Origin of the sequence: Xanthomonas hortorum pv. pelargonii (assembly GCF_024499015.1) — a bacterium.
GTDB lineage: Bacteria > Pseudomonadota > Gammaproteobacteria > Xanthomonadales > Xanthomonadaceae > Xanthomonas > Xanthomonas hortorum_B.
The window spans coordinates 2,458,435-2,477,223 of the sequence record NZ_CP098604.1 but is presented as its reverse complement, the minus strand read 5'-3'; the positions used below and the strand labels follow the sequence as shown (position 1 = coordinate 2,477,223).

14 protein-coding genes and 1 other RNA gene are annotated in these 18,789 nt (G+C 64.9%); 10 read left to right on the top strand and 5 right to left on the bottom strand.

What is annotated here, in order from left to right; translation table 11 throughout:
- The first annotated feature begins 320 nt into the window (after positions 1-320).
- Positions 321-1,268, top strand: coding sequence for a LysR family transcriptional regulator (locus tag NDY25_RS10855; protein ID WP_256627932.1), 948 nt, complete (start codon positions 321-323; stop codon positions 1,266-1,268).
- A 256-nt stretch (positions 1,269-1,524) separates the two neighbouring features.
- On the opposite strand, the gene NDY25_RS10850 is transcribed toward NDY25_RS10855, so the two are convergent.
- The 3 genes from NDY25_RS10850 to NDY25_RS10840 all read right to left on the bottom strand — a co-directional run bounded on the left by NDY25_RS10850 (position 1,525) and on the right by NDY25_RS10840 (position 3,281).
- Positions 1,525-2,139 (bottom strand): FMN-dependent NADH-azoreductase, encoded by a 615-nt coding sequence (locus NDY25_RS10850; RefSeq protein WP_168959254.1) that lies wholly within the window; start codon positions 2,137-2,139, stop codon positions 1,525-1,527.
- 250 nt (positions 2,140-2,389) lie between these two features.
- A complete protein-coding gene (locus NDY25_RS10845; protein ID WP_256627931.1) occupies positions 2,390-2,551 on the bottom strand; it encodes a hypothetical protein in 162 nt (53 codons plus the stop codon).
- Positions 2,502-3,281 carry a pirin family protein gene (locus NDY25_RS10840; RefSeq protein WP_256627930.1) on the bottom strand — a complete coding sequence of 260 codons (780 nt, stop codon included), beginning with the start codon at positions 3,279-3,281 and terminating at the stop codon, positions 2,502-2,504. Before NDY25_RS10840 ends, NDY25_RS10845 begins: the two co-directional genes overlap by 50 nt.
- Before the next feature lie 285 nt (positions 3,282-3,566).
- Here NDY25_RS10840 and NDY25_RS10835 point away from each other — a divergent pair, with 285 nt between their 5' ends.
- The 4 genes from NDY25_RS10835 (at position 3,567) to NDY25_RS10820 (ending at position 5,739) form a co-directional block, all read left to right on the top strand.
- Positions 3,567-3,911 carry a hypothetical protein gene (locus NDY25_RS10835; RefSeq protein WP_006452222.1) on the top strand — a complete coding sequence of 115 codons (345 nt, stop codon included), beginning with the start codon at positions 3,567-3,569 and terminating at the stop codon, positions 3,909-3,911.
- Between the two features lie 169 nt (positions 3,912-4,080).
- Positions 4,081-4,156, top strand: a non-coding RNA gene (locus NDY25_RS10830) — sX9 sRNA.
- 818 nt (positions 4,157-4,974) lie between these two features.
- Positions 4,975-5,553 carry a class I SAM-dependent methyltransferase gene (locus NDY25_RS10825; protein ID WP_168959256.1) on the top strand — a complete coding sequence of 193 codons (579 nt, stop codon included), beginning with the start codon at positions 4,975-4,977 and terminating at the stop codon, positions 5,551-5,553.
- Between the two features lie 6 nt (positions 5,554-5,559).
- The gene (locus NDY25_RS10820; RefSeq protein ID WP_023901962.1) at positions 5,560-5,739 is read left to right on the top strand and encodes a hypothetical protein; all 180 of its coding nucleotides are present in this window, start codon (positions 5,560-5,562) and stop codon (positions 5,737-5,739) included.
- Here the strand turns inward: NDY25_RS10820 and NDY25_RS10815 are convergent.
- Positions 5,714-7,105, bottom strand: coding sequence for a DNA topoisomerase IB (locus NDY25_RS10815; RefSeq protein ID WP_251756644.1), 1,392 nt, complete (start codon positions 7,103-7,105; stop codon positions 5,714-5,716). The two genes, NDY25_RS10820 and NDY25_RS10815, sit on opposite strands and share 26 nt — an antisense overlap.
- A 58-nt stretch (positions 7,106-7,163) precedes the next feature.
- Between NDY25_RS10815 and NDY25_RS10810 the strand changes: the two genes are divergently transcribed.
- The 4 genes from NDY25_RS10810 (at position 7,164) to NDY25_RS10795 (ending at position 15,630) form a co-directional block, all read left to right on the top strand.
- A complete protein-coding gene (locus tag NDY25_RS10810; protein ID WP_168959258.1) occupies positions 7,164-7,544 on the top strand; it encodes an I78 family peptidase inhibitor in 381 nt (126 codons plus the stop codon).
- 202 nt (positions 7,545-7,746) lie between these two features.
- Positions 7,747-12,219 carry a glutamate synthase large subunit gene (gltB, locus tag NDY25_RS10805; RefSeq protein WP_168959259.1) on the top strand — a complete coding sequence of 1,491 codons (4,473 nt, stop codon included), beginning with the start codon at positions 7,747-7,749 and terminating at the stop codon, positions 12,217-12,219.
- A gap of 125 nt (positions 12,220-12,344) precedes the next feature.
- A complete protein-coding gene (locus NDY25_RS10800; RefSeq protein WP_006452227.1) occupies positions 12,345-13,826 on the top strand; it encodes an FAD-dependent oxidoreductase in 1,482 nt (493 codons plus the stop codon).
- Positions 13,827-14,532: 706 nt separating this feature from the next.
- Positions 14,533-15,630 (top strand): acyltransferase family protein, encoded by a 1,098-nt coding sequence (locus NDY25_RS10795; RefSeq protein ID WP_168959260.1) that lies wholly within the window; start codon positions 14,533-14,535, stop codon positions 15,628-15,630.
- Between the two features lie 165 nt (positions 15,631-15,795).
- On the opposite strand, the gene NDY25_RS10790 is transcribed toward NDY25_RS10795, so the two are convergent.
- Positions 15,796-16,890, bottom strand: a complete 1,095-nt coding sequence (locus NDY25_RS10790) for an NAD(P)-dependent alcohol dehydrogenase (RefSeq protein ID WP_305888813.1) — start codon at positions 16,888-16,890, stop codon at positions 15,796-15,798.
- 264 nt (positions 16,891-17,154) lie between these two features.
- On the opposite strand from NDY25_RS10790, the gene NDY25_RS10785 reads away from it, so the two are divergent.
- Positions 17,155-18,228, top strand: coding sequence for a glycoside hydrolase family 5 protein (locus tag NDY25_RS10785; protein ID WP_168959261.1), 1,074 nt, complete (start codon positions 17,155-17,157; stop codon positions 18,226-18,228).
- Positions 18,229-18,789 lie beyond the last annotated feature (561 nt).

Here is an 18,789-nt window from a genome sequence, read left to right as displayed (position 1 = left end):
CTACACGGACGTACTTGCGGCGTGTCCCGCGACGGTGGGCGGGCAAGGGCCCTGCAGCAAACCAGCAGCAAACCAGCAGCACCAATGCTCTACGACTGACCCACTCCACCGTTTCACCACTTCTGAGCAGGCAAGATTTTGCAACTTGGCTTCGTCAGACGCAGCGTCAAAAGCTAAGTCAACCGAGCGCGCGCAGCAACGCATCACGCGCTTTACTGCTAGTGCACCTGAGCTGCCGCAGACAGCACGCGACGCCGCCATGATCGACGACGCGCAGTCGCCACGCTTAGACTCCGCGTTTACACGCGCCAAGGCCGCCGGTGATCGATCTCAATGACATCGCGTTGTATGTGCAGGTCGTGCGTAGCGGCAGCTTTGCCGAAGCCGCGCGCAGGCTGGGCACTGCACCCAACAGCGTGAGCCGGCGCGTGCAGCAGTTGGAAGCGCAACTGGACACGCGTCTGATGCAGCGCTCCACCCGCAAGCTCACCCTCACCGACGCCGGGCAAGCGTTCTTTGAACGTTGCGCCGATGCGGTAGACGGGCTGACCTCGGCCGGGCAGAGCCTGGTAGCCGGTGGCGATGAAGCAGCCGGTTTGGTGCGGGTGGCGGCGCCAGCAGATTTTCTGGATTTTTCTCGCGTCGAATGGGTCGGCGAATTTCTCGCCGCGCATCCGCGCGTGCGCCTGGAATTCGTGCTCAGCGATGGCAAGGCCGACCTGATCGCCGAGCGCATCGATGTGGCCTTTCGTGGTGGTGTGATGACGGACCTGGGCTATGTCGGCCGCCAGATCCTGGCCGACACCAACGATGTGCTGGTGGCCAGCCCCGGCTACCTGCAGGCGCGCGGCAGGCCGTTGCGTCTGGACGACTTGCCGCAGCACGACTGCATCAGTTTTCCGCATCCAAGCGGCTATGCCACCTGGACGCTGGTCGGCCCGTCCGGGCTTGCCGAAGACGTCCACGTGCAGGCGCGCATGGCCGCCACCACCGCCCGCGCACTGCGGCTTGCGGCGGTGGCCGGGCTCGGAATCGCATTGTTGCCGCAGGCACTCACCTGGCCGGATATCGACGAAGGCCGCCTGACCGTGGTGCTGCCGGATTTTCAGCGCAAGGGCCAGAGCCTGTACGCGCTCTACCCGAGCCGACACCATCAGCCACGTGCGGTCTCGGCGTTTATCCGGGCCGTGACGACGCGATTGAATGGGCCTGAATGCAAAGAGGTGGCTGGCTTGGCAAATAGCGCCGCGATACCCGGCGTGCGGTGATTGTCATGCTGCGGAGGAAGGCGGTTGCAACGCCCGCATCGAAGCACCATCAGCGCTGAGCACGCGCACGCAGCCTGGCGCCGACATCCTTTGAAGCACTGTTGGCACCGTGCCACGCGGGCAACGCAGTGCATCGAGCGGCACGCTGTCCGCTCGATGCAGTGTCGGCACGTTTGAAAGATCGGGACCGGGCGAACCGGTGGCACGATCGCCAGCGCAGGTCATGCCGCTGGACACACCTCAGCCGCGACACCACTCAGGCAGCAAGCGCATCGATCTGCTGCTGGGCGCTGGCGATACCCGCCTGGCGGGCGTCTGCGCCGGTGGCCAGGCCTTCGGCCACGATCACTTCCGGCGTGTGCACGCCAACAAAGCCCAGCGCGGTGCGCATGTAGGTTTCGGCATGCTCCAGCGATGCCATCGGCGAGCCGGCGCCATAGAAGCCGCCACGTGCCACCAACAGAATCACCCGCTTGTTGCCGGCCAGCCCCTCGGGCACGCCTTGCGCGTTGTAGCGGAAGGTCTTGCCGGCCACCAGCACGCGATCGATCCACGCCTTGAGCTGGGTCGGGATGGTGAAGTTGTACAGCGCCACACCGATCACCACGGTGTCGGCGTCCAGAAATTCCTGCAGCACCGTTGCACTGGTGGCCAGTTCGGCCGCCAGTTCCGGGCTCTGGTCGCCGCTGGGATTCTGCTGGGCCGCCAGGTGCGCGCCGGACAGATGCGCCAGCGGCTCGGCGGCCAGATCGCGGTAAGTCACTGCGACATCGCTGTGGCCGGACTGCAACTTGGCGACCGTGGCCGCCGACAGCTGACGGCTGGCCGAATAACCACCGAGGATGCTGGAATCGAGATGGAGCAGTTTCATGATGAAGCCTCTGATTGTGTGGGGTTGCGTGGCACTGCCACGACGTTGAAGATGCGACCGAGCACGCACACGTGTGCGTGTCGGCGGGTGAAATACAGGCTGGTGCGCTGCCGGTTGCCCTGCTACCGGTCTGCGCGTGTGCGTTGCGCTTGTCGGTGCTGTAGTGCTTCTCGGTACTGCATCGCGCAGACAGGCAGACAAGGCGCAGGCGAAAAACACCGGGCGGGCGTGTGCAGCGCCCGCCGCAGACTCAGGCCAGACGGCCCCGGCCGCGCAGCTGCTCGCCGATGCGGCGAATCTCCGCCTCGCCCTGCGCCAGTGCGGCCTTGCTGGTGTGTACCGAGTAGTGGCCCATCACCAACTCATGCGGATGCTTGACCGCCGAGCCCAGCACGAAGGAGCTCGCACCCACCGACACCACCTCGATGGCCTGCTCGGCATCCTTGAACACCGCTATCTGGCCGCTGCCGATGGTCTCGGCCGCTTCCAGCTGGCCGCCGTGCACCGCGATCCAGGCCACGGTGTGGCCGGCCGGCGGCACATAGCGCCAGCGCTCGCCATCCTGCAGCTGCACGCTCAGGTAGGTCATGTCGGCCGGTGCCGGGATCCTGCTTTCCAGCGTGCCGTAGCGGCCCAGCAGCACCCCGCACCGGGCCGGCCACCGGCACATCGTCGGGCGACAGATACAGGCTCTGCGCCGGGGCGTTTTCTTCGGCCGCCGGCAGCGCAACCCACAGCTGAAAGCCCTTGGCCGAGGACTGGCCCACCGGCACACCGTCGTGCCAGACGCCATTGCCGGCGCGCATCCATTCCACACCGCCGGTGGGCAGGGTGCCCTGCTTGCCGGTGCTGTCTTCGTAGCCGACTTCGCCTTCCATCAGATAGGTCAGCGTGGCGATGCCCGAATGCGGATGCATGCCCATCGGCGCGCCGCCGATCGACGGCTTGACGGTGAACAGGTCCAGGAACACGAACGGCTTGACCAATTGGCCCAGGTCGCCCGGGCTCATCAGCCGGGTGATCGGACCGCGGGTGGTGCCGCGGGTGCGGAACACCACCGGACGCGGCGAAGTAATGGCCTGCACGCCGGGCTCGCGCTGCGGCTGCTGGTCGGCGTAGACGGTGGCCAGTTGTGCGTTCATGACGGATCCCTTTGCGGTGGTGGAGCAAGCTGCCCCGGTGATGCAAAGAGTAGAGACGCACCCATTGATCGACTAGCCGGAAGATTTGTAGTGGAGTCGTCCATATTTAGAAGTAATCGCAAGCTACTGAACCATCGGCGTCACGCGAGAGGGCCTCAGCCCAGCGTCCCGGACCGCGGCAGGGCATGCCACGCCTGGCATCGCGATGCGTGCGGCCAGCAGTCTTCATGCCACGCCAACAACGCTTTCTTCACGCTTGCGGCATTCTTCCGCTGGAGCTCCTCGATGATCCGCACCCTCGCCCCGCTCGCTGCCGTGTTGCTGCTCTCGGCCTGTGCCTCCAATCAGCTCGTGCAGGTGCAGCCCATCGACGGGGTCATCTCCGGCCAGTGCCATATCGACAAGGTGCGTGGCGCGGTGGGCCTGGCCGCGGCAGCGCAGACCATCGAACGTGCGCGCGTGGACAGCGACAGCCTGCAGGTCAGCGTGCGTCGCGGCGAACGCGCCACCGGCGGCACCACCGCCAGCGGCCTGGCCGATCCGGCCCAGGGCGCCAGCGAAAGCGGTGGCGATCACCTCACCGTCGAGACCGGCCCGAACAACAACATCACCGCGATTTATTGCGGCTGAGCGTTGCCGTTGCCTTAGGCGCATCCGCATTGCCGTGCATATGACAGCGACCGGAACGGGCACATGTAGGGTTGCTTGCATGTGCAGCGTCCAGTGCTAGAACACTTAGAGCGGCTAACAAAACTACTGCGCACCGGCCAGGCGCGCGTGGCCGGTGCTCGGATTCGGCATGTACCACTTTTACGTTCCGGCTCCTCCGAGCCGTCCACGCACACCTGACGACTGCCCGCTACGTTTTGCTAGCCGCTCTTAGTCAGCGCCAGCGTCTTGCTCAACCCATCCCGCCAAGATCTGCGCTCACCGTGACATCGCTGTCGATGGTGGCGGCTTATTTCGCTCGGGCCGCTTTCCAGCGCCCACACCGCAATGCTCGATAACGGCACCAGACCATCGCGCAATTGCATGTGCACACGAATAATCATTACCGGTTGTCCAGAGTGCGCTAGACAGGTTGCGGTTCGGTATCGCCGCTGCTGGCGGTGCGCAATGTCTCGCCGATTTCCACGTTGCTCACCTCCATGGCGCGGTCTAGCGGTCATTCAGACACCATGATGTCCGGCCCCTCAAAGCTTACGATGCGCACGCCAGACAACCCCCGCTGCACGCAGCTCGTCTGCGCATGCGGTGACGGCCGTGTTGGGCGCGTGTCTTGGCAATCGCTGGTCAGGATCATTCGACACGCATTCGCCCGATCAACACCTGCCGCACTGCGCACCGATTGCAAACATGGCCTGATGCGTCGGCTGCCACGCAGGCTGGCGCCACTGTCTGTCGATCATCTGTGCGATGCAGGCATTTATGCAACCGCCGCGCGTTATATGCGGTCATCACCTGCACCGACGATCACGCATCGTTTTTTTATCTGATGACAGCGCATTGCAGCTAAGCATTCGAATCGCCAGTGCACCAATGCTGATAAAAACCTGAACTATCGCCACCGATCTGCAGCCAAAACAGGTTCCGGACAGACTCTTGCTTTAGCCTTGTTTTTGCACCATCGCGCATCCTGCAGTGGTGCGTGCAGATGCAGCTTGGCCGAACTCTTTCAACGTTGTGAGGATAGATGGCACGTTCGTATATGACGTCGTTTTTTCGCGAATGGATCACCGCACCCTGCTCCGTTGCAGCGATAATTCCCTCCGGACGCGCCCTCGCCTCCATCATCACATCCGAGCTGTCGGCGCGTACCGGTCGGGTTCTCGAACTCGGGCCGGGGACCGGTGTGTTTACCCAGGCGATGATCGACAAAGGCGTGCAGGAAAAGAACCTCGTTCTGCTCGAGTACAACGCCACCTTTTCTGCGTTGCTTACGCAGCGCTTCCCGCGCGCAAGCTTGCTGCAGATGGATGTCTGCGATCTTGAATCGCTGCCTCGCATCGATGGCGCGTACGTCGATGCCGTGGTCTGCGGCCTTGGCCTGTTGAACATGCCGGCACACCAGGTGGCTGCGATTCTGCGCGGCGCCTTCCTGCAGCTGAAGCCTGGCGGGCGGCTGTATCTGTTTACCTATGGATTCAAATGCTCGGTGCCGGCGCATATTCTCGATGCGCTCGATCTGGAGGCCGTCAAGATCGGGCGCACATATCGAAACGTTCCGCCTGCAACGACCTATCGCATCCAGCGTCGCACCCACACAAGGTAAAACACGATGCAGGCCAACGATCTGCTCGCGCTTGTCGTGAGCTGTGGCATTGCGGGCGTGCTGGACGCTGCAGATAAAAATCTACAAGCAGACAGACATAGGCGTGACGCAGACCGGGCTACCGATCACCTCACCAGCGATATCTCGCCGAACAACAGCATCACGCAGATTTTTTGCTGCGGCTGAGCTTCGTCTTGGTAGCCTTGGTAGCCTTGGTAGCCTTGGTAGCCTTGGTAGCCTTGGTGGCCTTGGTGGCCTTGGTGGCCTTGGTGGCCTTGGTGGCCTTGGTCGTCTTGCCTTGCTTGCTGCGCGAGTCGGTCAAAAAGCGCAGCGTGGCCGCCTCCCATTGGCGCTCGCCGCGCACGCCGGTGGCCATGGCCTGCAGTTCGCCGGCGCGCCAGCCTTCGAATACGCATGGGTCGATATAGGCCTTGCGACACACCGAGGGCGTATTGCCCAGCGCATCGGCCACTTCGCGGATGACATCGTTCTGCACCTGGGTCAGCGCGCGTTCGCTCATGCGCTCGGGTAACGGCAACCGCGCCAGGCGTTGCAGTGCCGCCAGCGTACCGCCCCAGGTGCGGAAATCTTTGGCGGTAAAATCCTCACCCATCGCCTCACGCAGATAATCGTTGACCTCACCCGAATCCACTGGCTGCAGCTGGCCGTCGTCGTCGCGGTACTGAAACAGCGATTGGCCCGGCAATTGCTGGCATTGCCGGATGAGTTTCACCAGTTGCTTGTCGTCCACTTCGATCTCGTGATCCTGGCCGCTCTTGCCCCGGAATTTCAGCCGCGCACGTCCGCCGCGCAGAAATTCCATATGCCGGTTGCGCAAGGTGGTGAGGCCGTAGGAGCGATTGCTGCGCGCATATTCGGCATTGCCCACACGCACCAGGGTGTCGGCCAACAACGCCACCACGATCGCCAGCACCTTCTCGCGCGGAAATCCCGGCAGTACCAGATCGCGGCGCAGCCGTCGGCGTAATTTGGGCAAGGCCTGGCCGAAGGCGATCACACGTTCGAACTTGCCTTCGCCACGCACCTGCGCCCACTCGGCGTGATAGCGGTATTGCTTGCGCCTGCGCGCATCACGGCCGGTGGCCTGCAGATGGCCATTGGGCTTGGCGCAGATCCACACCTCGGTATACGCCGGCGGAATGGCCAGTGCGCGGATGCGCTGCAAGGTATCGGCATCGGCCACGCGCTGCCCGTCGGCACTGCGGTAACTGAAGCTCTTGCCGGCCTTGCGGCGGCTGATACCGGGCTGTTGATCGTTGACATAGGTGAGCCCGGCCGCACGCGCGGTGGCCTTGGCCTGCGCGACCGCTGCCACGCTCGCCGCCGCGGCCGTGGCAGCCACCGCACTGGCGGCACTGGCGGCCACGGTAGCCACGGTGGCCAGCTTGCCGGCAGCGCTGGCGGTGGCTGCGGCATTGCGAAGAACACGTTTGGCTTTCATTGCGCACGGATCGAAGGACAGGCGCCGATTGTTGAGCCGGGCAGGACTAGGCAGCGTCAACGCTGCGACAACGCCATGTGGGCAAGCGATGCCCGTCAGCAGATTTTCTGCTTATGCTTGGGCCTCCCCCACTGTGCTGGAGTCATCGATGCGCTCTGTCCTGCCTACCGCCCGCCTGGCCTGTTCCTTGGTCGTGCTGGCGGCCTTGAGTGCCTGCGGCTCGCCGCAACCGGACGAGCAGGAAGCCGTCACCGCCAAGGCGCAGCAAGCGGCCGAACAAGCCGCAGCCCCCGCACCGGCCGCCGCTCCCGAGGCCCCGCCGATCGGCAGCTGCGATGCCACCCAGGTGCAGTCGCTGGTCGGTCAGGCCTTGACCGATGCAGTGAGCGAACAGGCCCGCAGCGATGCCCGCGCCAAGTCGGTGCGCGTGCTCAAACCCGGGCAGATGGTCACCATGGAGTTCAACGGCGAACGGCTCAATCTGGAAGTGGATGCCAAGAACCTGATCGCCTCGGTGCGCTGCGGCTGAGCACCGCCTGGCGCCTGTTGGCGAACGGGCGCCAAGCCAGCTGGCACAGGGCCTTGCAGCCGCCCTCGTTGCAGCTGTAACGGTGTATTGCGGCACCGCATCAACTGTGGTCTAGTCGATCATCCGGTGACCTCTTCGAAACGCTCCACGGATCGAGCGCTGCAACGTCGTCGCCGCTCTCCCAGATCGCAAAGAGGCAGACATGGCCCCCCGCACTCGCCAAGGGCTCAACGACTACGGTCTCTACAACAGCGCGCGCGACGAACGCGACGCCTGTGGTTTTGGCATGGTCGCCCAGTTGGACGACCAACCTTCCCGCTCGCTGGTAGACACCGCGATTGCGGCGCTCTCGCGCATGACCCACCGCGGCGGCGTGGCCGCCGACGGGCTCACCGGCGATGGCTGCGGCTTGCTGATCCGCAAACCCGATGCGTTCCTGCGCGGGCTGGCGCGCGATGCCGGCATTACGCTGGGCACGCGCTACGCGGCCGGTGTGGTGTTCCTGCCGCTGGACGATGCCGATGCGGCGCGATGTCGTGCCGAACTGGAAACCCAGTTGCACACCGCCGGCGTGCACTTTCGCGGTTGGCGCGTGGTGCCCACCGACGACAGCGTGTGCGGGCAACTGGCGCGCGACACCTTGCCGCGTATCGAGCAGTTATTCGTCGATGCAGGCGCGGAGCAGACCGAAGACGGCTTCACCCTGGCGCTGTTCCTGGCGCGCCGGCGCGCCGAGCAGGCGCTGCGCGAGGTGGACAACTTCTACGTCACCACCTTGTCGCCCAATGGCATCAGCTATAAGGGCATGGTGCTGCCGGACAAGCTGAGCACGTTCTATCCGGACCTGCAGCGCAGCGATCTGTCCTCCAGCGCAATTGTCTTTCACCAGCGGTTTTCCACCAACACGCTGCCGCGCTGGCCGCTGGCGCATCCGTTCCGGCTGCTGGCGCATAACGGCGAAATCAACACCATCGAAGGCAACCGCCGCTGGGCGCAGGCGCGTAGCAAGGTGTGGCAGACCCCGCGCTTCGACATCGCCGAGTTCGACCCGGTGATCTCCATGCATGGCTCCGATTCGCAGAGCCTGGACAACATGCTCGAGCTGCTGGTCGCCGGTGGCATGGACCTGCTGCAGGCGCTGCGTATCCTGGTGCCGCCGGCGACCCAGTCGCTGGAATTCAAGGACGCCGACCTGGCTGCGTTCTACGAGTTCTACGGTTTGAACACCGAACCGTGGGACGGCCCGGCCGGCATCGTGGCCTGCGATGGCCGCTACGCCGCCTGCATGCTCGATCGCAACGGGCTGCGCCCGGCGCGCTGGATGCTGACCTCCGACCGCCATTTCCTGGTGGCCTCCGAGGCCGGCGTGTGGGAATTGCCGGCCGAGCGCATCACCCGCAAGGGCAAGCTGGGCCCGGGCGAGATGATGGCGATCGATTTGAAGCGCGGCGACCTGCTCGATTCGGATGCCATCGACCGCATCAACCGCGCGCGCGCGCCGTACAAGCAATGGCTGCAGCAGGGCGTGACCTATCTGCAGACCGAGTTGATCGACCCCTCGCTGGTGGAAGAACCCTTCAGCGAGCAGACCCTGCGCAGCTACCACAAGCTGTTCCAGCTCAGCACCGAGGAGGTGGAGCAGATCCTGCGCCCGCTGGCCGAGACCGAGCAGGAAGCCACCGGCTCGATGGGCGACGACACCCCGATGGCGGTGCTCAGCCGCCAGACCCGGCCGCTGTACGACTACTTCCGCCAGGCCTTCGCGCAGGTCACCAACCCGCCGATCGACCCGCTGCGCGAAGGCATCGCGATGTCGCTCACCACCCAGCTCGGCAAGGAGACCAACATCTTCCACGCCGGCGCCGAGACGGTGAACCACGTCATCCTCAACTCGCCGGTGCTCAGCCAGCGCAAGCTGCGCCAGTTGCTGAAGATGGAGCAGTACGTCGAGCGCAATCGCCTGATCGACCTGTCCTACAGCGTCGAAGAAGGCCTCAAGGCGGGGCTGGAACGCATCTGCCAGGAAGCCGAGACCGCCGCGCGCGCCGGTGCGGTGATGTTGCTGCTGTCCGACCGCTACCCGGTCCCGGACCGGCCGATGGCGCATGCGCTGCTGGCCACCGGCGCGGTGCATCACCACCTGTGCAAGGTGGGCCTGCGCTGCGACGCCAACCTGATCATCGAAACCGGCACCGCGCGCGACCCGCACCACATGGCCTGCCTGCTCGGCTTCGGCGCCACTGCGGTGTATCCGTATCTGGCTTACCAGACGCTGTTCGACCTGGGCCGGCGCGGCATCCTGCAGCTGAGCAAGGGCGGCGAGCAGTCGCAGATCGGGCGCCGCTATCGCAAGGGCATCTACAAGGGCCTGTCCAAGATCATTTCGAAGATGGGCATCTGCACCATCGCCAGTTATCGCGGCGCGCAGTTGTTCGAGATCGTGGGGTTGGACCCGGACGTGGTGGAGCTGTGCTTTGCCGAGACGCCCGCACGCATCGGCGGCGTCAACCTGGCGCGGCTGGACACCGAGGCGCGCGAGCTCACCGCGCGCGCCTGGAACGACCAGCTCAAGCCGGAAGTGGGCGGCTTGCTCAAGTACGTGCACGGCGGCGAGTACCACATGTACAACCCCGACGTGGTCATGACGCTGCAGCGCGCCACCCGCACCGGCGATGCCGGCGATTGGCAGAAATACGTGGATGCGGTGCATTCGCGCCCGGCCTCCACGCTGCGCGATCTGGTCCAGCTCAAGCGTGCCGAGACCCCGACCCCGCTGGACGAGGTGGCCCCGGCGGCCGATGTGCTGCGTCGCTTCGACACCGCTGCGATCAGCCTGGGCGCGTTGTCGCCCGAGGCGCACGAAGCACTGGCCATTGCGATGAACCGCCTGGGCGGACGCAGCAATTCCGGCGAAGGCGGCGAAGACCCGGCCCGCTACGGCACCGAGAAGCGCTCCAAGATCAAGCAGGTGGCCTCCGGTCGCTTCGGCGTGACCCCGGAATACCTGGTCAATGCCGAGGTGTTGCAGATCAAGGTCGCGCAGGGCGCCAAGCCCGGCGAAGGCGGTCAGCTGCCCGGCCACAAGGTCAACGAACTGATCGCCCGGCTGCGTTACGCCAAGCCCGGCATCGGCCTGATCTCGCCGCCGCCGCATCACGACATCTATTCGATCGAAGACCTGGCCCAGCTGATCTACGACCTCAAGCAGGTCAACCCCACCGCACTGGTGTCGGTGAAGCTGGTGGCGCATGCCGGCGTCGGCACCATTGCCGCCGGCGTGGTCAAGGCCGGCGCCGATCTGATCACCGTGTCCGGCCACGACGGCGGCACCGGCGCCAGCCCGATCAGCTCGATCCGTTACGCCGGCGTGCCGTGGGAACTGGGCGTGGCCGAGTCGCACCAAGCGCTGGTGGCCAACGACCTGCGCGACCGCACCATCCTGCAGACCGATGGCGGCCTGAAGACCGGCCTGGACGTGGTCAAGGCCGCGCTGCTGGGCGCCGACAGCTTCGGTTTCGGCACCGCGCCGATGATCGTGCTGGGCTGCAAGTACCTGCGCATCTGCCACCTCAACAACTGCGCCACCGGCGTGGCCACCCAGGACGAGCGCCTGCGTGCGAACTACTTCACCGGTTTGCCGGAGCGCGTGGAGCATTTCTTCCGCCTGCTGGCCGAAGAAGTGCGCCAGTGGCTGTCGTACCTGGGCGTGCGCTCGCTGGACGAGATCGTCGGCCGCACCGACCTGCTCGAACAGCTGGAGGTCTCGCCACGTGCCGGGGTCAAGGTCGATCTCTCGCGCCTGCTCACGCATGCGCAGTACGACGGCAGCCATTGCGCCGCCCAGCGCCTGTACGAGTCGCCGGACAGCCTGGCCACGCAGATGGATGGCCTGCTGGCCACTGCGATCGCCAACAAGACCGGCGGCGACCATCGCTTTTTGATCCACAACACCGACCGCTCGATCGGCGCGCGCCTGTCCGGCGCCATCGCGCGTGCGCACGGCAACCACGGCATGAGCGATGCGCCGTTGAACCTGCGCTTCCGCGGCACCGCCGGGCAGAGCTTCGGCGCGTTCAACGCCGGCGGCCTGCAGCTGGAATTGGAAGGCGAAGCCAACGACTACGTCGGCAAGGGTATGGCCGGCGGCCGGCTGGTGGTGCGCCCGCCGCGCGGTGCGCGCTTCGAGGCCCGTAGCACGCCGATCGTGGGCAACACCTGCCTGTACGGCGCCACCGGTGGCGAACTGTTCGCGGCCGGCCGTGCCGGCGAGCGCTTTGCGGTGCGCAACTCCGGCGCACTGGCGGTGGTGGAGGGCGCAGGCGACCACTGCTGCGAATACATGACCGACGGCGTGGTGCTGGTGCTGGGCAAGGTCGGCCTGAACTTCGGCGCCGGCTTCACCGGTGGCCTGGCCTATGTGCTGGATATCGAACGCGACTTCGTGGACCGCTACAACCACGAGCTGATCGACATCCACCGCGTCTCCGCCGAAGGTTTCGAGAACCATCGCCAGCACCTGCACACCCTGATCAGCCGCCACCGCGAGCTGACCGGCAGCATCTGGGCGCAGCAGATCCTGGACGAGTTCCGCGACTACATCGGCAAGTTCTGGCTGGTCAAACCCAAGGCCGCCAGCATCGAGTCGCTGACCGAGTCGCTGCGGCGCGCCGCCTGAGTGCTTCCCTCTCCCTGCAACGGGAGAGGGTTTGGGGATGCGGGCGCTGACGCTCCGTACCCTCATCCGCCCCTTCGGGGCACCTTCTCCCGGTGGGAGAAGGGAATCAGCCACGGATTTCTTTTATGAGCCGCAAGCAAGCCTTCCAATTCCTCGACCTGCCCCGGACCATGCCCACACGCATTCCGGTGGAGCTGCGCACGTCCGGTGACTGGGGCGAGCTGTACGGCAAGTTCGACAAGGCCGACGCGCAGTATCAGTCCGGCCGTTGCCTGGACTGCGGTAATCCGTATTGCAGCTGGAAGTGCCCGGTGCACAACGCGATCCCGCAGTGGCTGCAGCTGGTGCAGGAAAACCGCATCGAGGAAGCCGCCGCGCTGTGCCATTCCACCAACCCGCTGCCGGAAGTGTGCGGGCGGGTGTGTCCGCAGGACCGCTTGTGCGAAGGCAGCTGCACGCTGGAGGAATTCGGCGCGGTCACTATCGGTGCGGTGGAAAAATACATCGTCGATACCGCCTTCAAGATGGGCTGGCGCCCTGACCTGGGCAACGTGCAGCCGACCGGCTGGCGGGTGGCGGTGATCGGCGCCGGCCCGGCCGGCCTGTCGTGTGCGGACCGGCTGGTGCGTGCCGGCATTGAAGCGGTGGTCTACGACCGCTACGAGCAGATCGGCGGCCTGCTGCAGTTCGGCATCCCCAGCTTCAAGCTGGACAAGTCGGTGATCGGCAAGCGCCGCGAGATCCTCGAAGGCATGGGCGTGCAGTTCCGCCTGGGCGTGGAAGTGGGCCGCGACGTCAGCATCGAGCAGTTGCTGGGCGAATTCGATGCGGTGTTCCTGGGCACCGGTGCCTACCGCTACACCGATGGCGGGCTGCCCGGGCAGGATCTGAAGAACGTGCTGCCGGCGTTGCCGTTTCTGGTGCAGAACAGCCGCATCGTCAGCGGCAACGACCCGCACGGCCGGCCGATCGCCGGCTGGGAAGACCAGATGGCGCTGCCCGATCTCAACGGCAAGCGCGTGGTGGTGCTGGGCGGCGGCGACACCGGCATGGACTGCGTGCGCAGCGCCATCCGCCTGGGTGCGGCCAAGGTCACCTGCGCCTACCGCCGCGACGAGGCCAGCATGCCGGGTTCGGCACGCGAAGTGGCCAACGCGCGCGAGGAAGGCGTGCGCTTCCTGTTCAACCGTCAACCGCTGTCGATCGAATCCGGCGCCGACGACGAAGCCATCGGTGTGACCGTGGTGGAGACCAGGCTCGGTGAGCCCGATGCCAGCGGCCGTCGCAACGCGGTGCCGGTGGAAGGCAGCGAATCGCTGCTGGAAGCGGACGTGGTGATCATCGCCTTCGGCTTCTCGCCGACCGTACCGGACTGGCTGGCCTCGCAAGGCGTGGAAGCCGGCAGCAATGGCCGCATCGTCGCCCCGGCCGACGACAACGGCCGCCTGCCCTACCAGACCAGTAACCCACGCCTGTTCGCCGGTGGCGACTGCGTGCGCGGCGCCGACCTGGTGGTGACCGCCGTGGCCGAAGGCCGCGATGCGGCGGGCAGCATCGTGCAGCTGCTTGGCGTCAAGGCGCAGGTCAAGGAACCCGCTGCGGCCTGAGTGATTGCCAGCGGTGGGCGATGTGCCCACCATTGGTGCGGGCTCGCGTGCGGGCTCGCGTGCGGGCAACCCGCACGCTGCGTGAGCGGCTACGCCCGCGTGACGCACCGCAATGCAATGCATCCACGGCGACACGCAACGGACATCGCATCCCGCAAGGTCGCGCCTCGCCCGACCCGGAACGCTCCACGACCAATCCCCCTGTCTTTCGCGATCGGCACTTCGCTCAAGCGATCGTGCGGCGTTTGCTGCTGCGTGCGGTGATTTGTCCTGCCGCCGATCAGGCTGACGCTGGCAGCGCGCGTAGACCACAACGCAACACCACAACGCCGCCTACCGCTGAGCACACGCTCCACCGCATCTCGGCAACTGCAAACTCAAGCGGTCATCGACCGTGCAAGGCGCCCGCACCCACGCATGACCTTGCCATCAGCGCACACACAGGCCTGCATCTATCTGCAGCCTCGACGATTGCACGCGCCAAGCAAGTGTGATCTAAGTCACATATAAGCCGTCCCCGCATCACGCAGCCCAGCCACCCCTCAACTGACACGCGGAACGCTCTGCGCTTACCCGGATGTCCTCGGCAACGACGGTATCCGCCCTCCTCCCACGCGTGGACAACACCGCCGTGGAATCCAGACCTGATTCGTGTCGTCGCACACCGCGGCGGCAAAGCCGTGGGCCCCACCAAAGGAGCAACCTCATGACCTACCAAACCATTACCGGTAACCATAAACGCGATGATTGGGTGGACTGGCTACGCGGTGCCAGCGTGCTGATGGTGATCGTCCTGCACGCCTATGGCTTCGCCTTCGACGCCTATCCCGAGCTACGCAGCGGCGCAACCGGAGAAAGCAGCACGCTGATGCTGTCGATCGAGCGTATCAACCGCTCGCTGGCCCCATTGCGCATGCAGCTGATGTTCCTGCTCTCGGGCTTGTTCGTGGCGCGCGGGCTGGACAAGGGGATCGCGACCTACTTCAGCGGCAAGCTGCGGCACGTGTTGTATCCCTATCTGATCTGGTCGCTGCTGATCTTCGGGTTGCGCGAGGCAGGCTCGGTGCTGGCCAAGTCCGAACCCATTGCCTGGCTGGACCTGGGCAGGATCGCGGTCGGCAACGTGGCACTGACCTGGTTTCTGTTCTACCTGTTCGTGTTTCTTGCAGTGATCCCACTGCTGCGTCGGCTGCCGGCCCCGTTGGTGCTGGCAGCGACCCTGCTGGGCTCGGTGTGCCTGGGCCCATTGCTGCGCCAGGGTGCCGACCCGTTCTATTACTTCGCGTTCTTCTACATCGGCACGCTGCTGGCCGGTCGCGTGCCGGCACTGCTGCAGCAGGCACCGCGCTGGATCTGGCCACTGTCGTGCCTGAGCCTGTGCGCGATCGTGCTGATCGCCAATCTCACCGCGCTGCACGGTATCTGGATCGGCTACCTGCCGCTGGTGGTGATCGCGCTGCCGCTGGTGATCGCTGCTGCAATCTGGGCAAACCAGCAACCGGCCGCGCAGGCGATCCGCTATGTGGGCCGCAACTCGGTGGTGTTCTATCTGACCCACTTCCCGCCGTTCATCGTGCTGGCCTATCTGCTGCCGCGCTGGATCCACGATGGGTCGCTGCTGTTCTTCGCCTTGTTGGGCACCGGCGTGCTGGCGCCCACCCTGCTGTGCCTGCTGCGCACGCCGGGCCGCCTGCCCGCGCTGAACCTGCTGTTCTCCGCACCCATGCTGGTGCGCCCCGCGACGCCGCTGGTGTCGCCCTATCCGGCGCAGGACGGCAGCGTGGCCGCTGCGCAGGGCGCCTGACCTGGTTGAACGCGTCGCGGTCCGGCGATGCCTGCAGCCGGTGGCCGGTGTCATCCGGCAGCAGCGTGGACGCGGTCACCGCCGGGTCCACGCTGCAGTCGTTCGCAGGCACCTGATGTGCAGCCCTGTTGCAGGGCTGCATCGATTGCCGGGCGCGCTGGGGAATCAGGCCGCCTTGTCCAGCGTGGCCATGTCGATCACGAAGCGATACTTCACGTCGCTCTTGAGCATGCGCTCGTAGGCCTCGTTGATCTGGTCGGCGCGAATCGTTTCGATGTCCGAGACGATGTTGTGCTTGGCGCAGAAATCCAACATCTCCTGGGTCTGGCGGATGCCGCCGATCAACGAACCGGCCAGCGTGCGGCGCTTCATGATCAGATTGAACACGCTCGGCGAAGGGTGCGAATGCTCGGGCACACCCACCAGCACCATCGCCCCGTCGCGCTTGAGCGCAGCCAGGAACGGGTCCAGGTTGTGCGGCGCGGCCACGGTGTTGAGGATGAAGTCCAGTGTGTTGGCTTGCGCGGCCATCTGCGCCTCGTCCTTGGAGATCACCACTTCGCTGGCACCCAGACGCAACGCATCGGCGCGCTTGCTCTCGGAGGTGGTGAACAACACCACGGTGGCGCCCATCGCCTTGGCGATCTTCACTGCCATGTGGCCCAGGCCACCCAGGCCCACCACACCCACCTTCTGGCCGGGACCGACCTTCCAATGCGCCAGCGGCGAATAGGTGGTGATACCGGCGCACAGCAGCGGCGCCACGGCGGCCAGGTTGTCGCTGTGCGAGATGCGCAGCACGTATTTCTGATCGACCACGATGTGGTCCGAGTAACCGCCGTAAGTGTTCTCGCCGCCAAACATCGGCCCGTTATAGGTGCCGGTAAAGCCCTGCTCGCAATACTGTTCTTCGCCTTCCTGGCAGGACGCGCAGCTGCGACAGCTGTCGACCATGCAGCCGACACCGGCCAGGTCGCCGACCTTGAAACCAGTGACCGCATCGCCAACCGCCGTCACACGGCCGACGATCTCGTGGCCGGGCACCGACGGGTACAGCGTGTTGTGCCATTCGTTGCGTGCGGTATGCAGATCCGAGTGACACACACCGCAATAGGCGATGTCGATCTGTACATCGTCGGGGCCGGGTGCGCGCCGTTCGAACACGAACGGTGCAAGCGGTTGATCGGCGGTCTGGGCGGCGTAAGCGTGAGCTTTGCTCGTGAGGGGGCTCCGGGCGTCACGTCCCCCGCGATGGTGCAGGAGACAAAAGTAAGCAGCCTCTAGCTTAAAACAGGCGCCTGTCGCACTCCTGCGACAGTGCGTCTTGCCTGTCGGGTTGCGAACGCCACCGCAGCGGCGGGGTGCGCCTTGCAGGCGTTTGCGCGATCAAATCGCTGCAGTAGGCGTGAATGGCGCACTAACGCCAAAGCTTCTACGCTGACCAACCACCATCCTGCCCTGCACCATCTCTGCTGGCCGTGCCCTCCCCCTGCGGCCACTCACGTCGATGCCGAAGGAGGCTTCATGTTTCGCTCTCCCGCACATTTCCCCTCGTTACGCAGTGCCGCACTCGCACTGACCTTGCTCGCTGCAATGCCGTTGGCGCAGGCAAAAGAGCCCGCCGCTGCGAAAAAAGAATCTGCCGGCCTGAAATATGTCGGTGTCAATCTCTCCGGCGCCGAGTTCAACTCGCGCAAGAAGCCGGGCACCTTGTACAAGGACTACACCTATCCGGCCGCGTCGGACTTCAGTTATTTCGCCGGCAAAGGCATGAATACGATCCGCTTGCCGTTCCTGTGGGAACGCCTGCAGCCACAGCTCAGCGGCGAGTTGGATCCGGCGCAATTGGCACTACTGAAGAAATCGGTGGCGGCGGCCAAGGCCAACAAGCAATACCTGATCCTGGATGTGCACAACTACGCCAAGTACAACGGCAAGCGCATCGGCACCAGCGATGTACCCGCCGCCGCAGTGGCGGATCTGTGGCGCCGGCTGGCGCTGGAATTCAAGGACGACACATCGGTGATTTTCGGGCTGATGAATGAGCCCAATGGGATTTCCGCAACCGACTGGGCTGCAGCGGCGCAAGGCGCAATCAACGCGATCCGCAAGACCGGCGCCAAGAACCTGATCCTGGTACCGGGCACCGCCTACAGCGGCGCGCACAGCTGGCGCAGCGCCAACTACGGCGGTTCCAATGCCAAGGCGCTGGAGATCGTCAAGGACCCGGGCAACAACCTGGCCTTCGAAGCGCATCAATATCTGGACAGCGACTACAGCGGCACCAAGCCGGTCTGCACCAGCGCCACGGTTGGCGAAGAGAAATTGCGCGGCTTCACCGCATGGCTGCGCGAGAACAAGCAGAAAGGCTTTCTGGGCGAATTCGGCACTGCCAACAATCCGGTCTGCGACCAGGCGCTGGAAGGCATGCTGACCTACATGGAAAAGAACAGCGACGTGTGGCTGGGCTGGACCTGGTGGGCCGCCGGTGCATGGTGGAAGCCGGAGTACTTCTTCACCGTGCAGCCGGGCAAGGATGGCAGCGACAAGCCGCAGATCTCGATCCTGAGCAAGTACGCACGCCGCGCCACCAAGTAACACACGCCGGTCTGTTCGAATGCGGTGGTCACAGCAAGATGCTGCGGCCACCGTTTTTTTGTCGTGCATGTATGACATGCGCCATGCCGAAGCATCGGATGTGCGGGCGCTGGCAGCACAGCGCTACGCGCAAATACGCGGTGGCCCCGCAATCGCGCGACGCGTCTTGCAGGATCCGCAGTGATGGATTGTTGCCGCAATCACGACGCAGCACACAAACCTCACGTGCAATACATCGCAAGTGCCGACGTCCCGTTCGCGCACCAGGTGAGTTTTATACGTGCAATTGCGATCTGCGTTGATGCAAGGCACGCCACTGCATCGATGTACAGTGTTGTAATCGCAAGACAACCTGCAACGTCACTCCATCTCGAATGCGCAGCAGTCGATGCAGTGCTGCCGCGCAGAGTGCGACCTGTGTGCGGCGATGACGATCGCGCGATGTGCGCTCTACCACATCAAAGCACGTGTATGTTTGGCAATAAGTGCCAAGTCGCTCACAGCTCCAATTAAGTGATATCTCGCATTCGTAGTTTGAATGTACAGATGCGCCTAGGGTGT

What these genes read in the sequence shown, in the direction of transcription:
- NDY25_RS10820 (WP_023901962.1), top strand. Translation starts at nt 5,560, where the DNA reads ATGCAGGCCAACGATCTGCTCGCGCTTGTCGTGAGCTGTGGCATTGCG.
- NDY25_RS10810 (WP_168959258.1), top strand. Translation starts at nt 7,164, where the DNA reads ATGCGCTCTGTCCTGCCTACCGCCCGCCTGGCCTGTTCCTTGGTCGTG.
- NDY25_RS10795 (WP_168959260.1), top strand. Translation starts at nt 14,533, where the DNA reads ATGACCTACCAAACCATTACCGGTAACCATAAACGCGATGATTGGGTG.
- NDY25_RS10840 (WP_256627930.1), bottom strand. Translation starts at nt 3,281, where the DNA reads ATGAACGCACAACTGGCCACCGTCTACGCCGACCAGCAGCCGCAGCGC.
- NDY25_RS10835 (WP_006452222.1), top strand. Translation starts at nt 3,567, where the DNA reads ATGATCCGCACCCTCGCCCCGCTCGCTGCCGTGTTGCTGCTCTCGGCC.
- gltB (WP_168959259.1), top strand. Translation starts at nt 7,747, where the DNA reads ATGGCCCCCCGCACTCGCCAAGGGCTCAACGACTACGGTCTCTACAAC.
- NDY25_RS10850 (WP_168959254.1), bottom strand. Translation starts at nt 2,139, where the DNA reads ATGAAACTGCTCCATCTCGATTCCAGCATCCTCGGTGGTTATTCGGCC.
- NDY25_RS10825 (WP_168959256.1), top strand. Translation starts at nt 4,975, where the DNA reads ATGGCACGTTCGTATATGACGTCGTTTTTTCGCGAATGGATCACCGCA.
- NDY25_RS10785 (WP_168959261.1), top strand. Translation starts at nt 17,155, where the DNA reads ATGTTTCGCTCTCCCGCACATTTCCCCTCGTTACGCAGTGCCGCACTC.
- NDY25_RS10800 (WP_006452227.1), top strand. Translation starts at nt 12,345, where the DNA reads ATGAGCCGCAAGCAAGCCTTCCAATTCCTCGACCTGCCCCGGACCATG.